This is a genomic window from Calidithermus roseus (assembly GCF_003574095.1).
Classification (GTDB): Bacteria; Deinococcota; Deinococci; order Deinococcales; family Thermaceae; genus Calidithermus; species Calidithermus roseus.
Map to the genome: position 1 here is coordinate 1 of NZ_QWLA01000144.1, position 2,465 is coordinate 2,465.

3 protein-coding genes are annotated in these 2,465 nt (G+C 73.3%); all 3 read right to left on the bottom strand.

The window, feature by feature from the left end; translation table 11 throughout:
* Positions 1-376 (bottom strand): hypothetical protein (locus Mrose_RS18150; RefSeq protein WP_119280625.1); only part of this gene is annotated, 376 nt, incomplete at its 3' end.
* Between the two features lie 129 nt (positions 377-505).
* The gene (locus tag Mrose_RS18155) at positions 506-1,423 is read right to left on the bottom strand and encodes a DUF3800 domain-containing protein (protein WP_119280626.1); all 918 of its coding nucleotides are present in this window, start codon (positions 1,421-1,423) and stop codon (positions 506-508) included.
* A gap of 15 nt (positions 1,424-1,438) precedes the next feature.
* Positions 1,439-2,465 (bottom strand): hypothetical protein (locus Mrose_RS19095; RefSeq protein ID WP_182482908.1); only part of this gene is annotated, 1,027 nt, incomplete at its 5' end.

Consider the following 2,465-nt stretch of genomic DNA (forward strand, 5'->3'; position numbering starts at 1 on the left):
GCGCGAGGGCGCGGGCCGGAGCGGAGGCCGCCGGCCCGGACCCCTCCGCCCCGCCCAGGAGCCACCCCGCCGCGGCCAGCGCCAGTCCCAGGCCCAGCAGCACCTGCCCCAGCACCAGCAGCGCCGCCCGCCCCCACGCACGGGGGTCGCGCTCCTCCCCCACCGCCAGCACCAGCAGGCCCGCCAGGCCCGCCAGCCACAGCAGCGAGCTCCAGAGGTAGGGCTGCGTCCACATCAGCGCGAAGAGCGCCAGTCCCCCTAAGCAGGCCGCCGACACCCGCCAAAGCCGCGCGCGCCGCAGGGTCAGGGCCAGCCCCAGCGGGGCCAGCACGCCGCCCGAGAGCAGCGCCAGCACCAGGTAACGCCACGAACGCATGCGCCCATGGTAGGAGACGCCGCGCGGGCCTGCCGGGGAAAGATGAGAGCTGCCGCGCCCCCCGCCGCCGGGCGGGCCGACTTGGCCTCGGGCCTATAGTGTGCTATAGTCTTAGTCGGAGGCTTTGCCCTAGGGCACTGCCTTTTCTTTTTTCCCTTTTTTGCCCAGGCGCGGGCGCAGGTCCTCGAGGTAGCAGATCCCGTACACCGGGCGTCGCCGGCCGTCCCGCCCCTTGCGGGGTCGGCCGCGGTAGGCCAGCCGGGCCGCGGCCTGGCCGTAAGGCTCGATCTCAGGCCGGGTGGGGCGGGTCATCTTCCCCGGCAGCCGCCAGCCCCAGTTGAGGCAGTAAGCCACCAGGTCGGCCACCTGCACCAGGGTGGTCAGGTCGGAGTGGACGAAGAAGGGCTCGGGAAGGATGCGCCTGGAGCGCCGGTGGCCCGTGCGGGTCTCGCGGAAGTAGCGCGCCATCTGCGCGCTGAGCCGGCGAGACTGGGTGACGTCGAGCTCGTCGAAGACCACCAGGCCGTGGTGGTGGTCCTCGCCGTCCTCCAGGCTGTAGAAGAAGCGCTCGAAGAGGTAGGCGAAGTCCTTGCGCAGCATCGTCCCGGCGGGGTGGGGGGCGTCCGGGTCGACCACGCTGGCGAAGACCCGCGCCCGGTGTCGGGCGCACAGCTCGAGCAGCTGCTCGGCGTAGGCCAGGCAGGCCTGGGCGTAGGCCGTGAGCTCGGCGCGGGTGGGCGCGGCCTCCGCGCCGGCCTCCCGGGCGGCCTTGCCCTTCTCCAAAAGGGCCTGGGCCCGCTCCCGCCGGGCCTCGGGGTCCATCGCGGGCAGCTGGGCGGCGAGGCGGAACTTCTTGCGGTGCAGCAGCTGGCTACCTTTGAACTCCTTCAGCACGTCCGAGAGCTCCACCCCGAAGTGCTCGAGCTGGGCGGCCCGTACCGCCTCGATCAGCCGCCAGGCCCGTCGCTCGTCGACGGCGACCCCGGCCAGCACCTCGTAGGGGGCCTCCTTGCGGTCAGTCCCGCTCTCGTCGAGGAACAGCAGCACGGGCGCGACCCCGGCTCAGCCCGCCTCGCAGGCGCCGTCGGGGCGCCGCCAGGCGGTGGGGCAGAGCTTGGGGTTGAGGCCGGGGCGGGCGTAGTAGTCCACGTCGGGGTGGACCTGGCCGCTGCGGAAGCCCTCCTCGTAGGCCTCGAGCAGCCCCACCTCCTCGGGGTCGGTGACCTCCTCCACCCGCCAGCCCTCGCCGAACTCGCAGCGCACCCCGCCGGGGGCCGCGGGGTCGTCGTAGGCCCCGTAGCCCCGGTTGTAGGCCCGGAACCAGCGCCCCTCCCAGGCCTGGCGCACCCGCCCCGCGCCGTAGCTCTTGGAGATCATCACCGCGCTGTGGGGGCGGCCGTCGAGGTAGGTCTGGTCGCTGTTGGTGGGCCCCAGGCTGAAGGTCCCGGCCCCCGTGGCCTTGGGCCTGCCCGCGTAGACCCCATCCTCCCAGAGGTAGGTCACGAGGTAGTTATGCTGCCCCGGCTGGGCGGGCTGCATCTCGCCGCCCATCGCGAAGACCTCCCCCCACAGCCCCCTGTCGATGGGGGACCAGGAGGGGTTGGGCTGCCAGTCCTGGCGGACGCAGGCCTGGAAGGCCCCCCCGACGCTCACCGTGCGCAGGTAGCCCCGCACGCGGTCGTCGGTGGGGGCCGCGTCGCCCCAGGGGAACTCGGGCAGCGCCTCGAAGCTCACCGGGCCGTCGGGGAAGACCAGCTTCGGGGGGAAGCCCGAGTCGTCGAGGCGGAAGGGGTAGACCCACTTGAAGCGCCGCCCGCCGTAGACCTTGGTGGGCGAGAGGTCCTGGGCCCACACCTCGAGGCGGCCCTCGCGCAGGCGGAGCCAGGAGATCTCCCGGTAATAGGGCCTAGGCTGGGTATCGTCGGGGAACAGGTTCACCACGTAATCCCGCCACGCCCCGTCCCTGGGGGCCACGTAGACCTGGGCCCCGATTCCCGGCACCGTGTTCCACAGGCTCACGGAGAAGTTCCTCTGCTCCGCCATCAGCGGCCCCTGGGCCGGGGGGTCCTGCACCGGAGGGGGCGGGGGC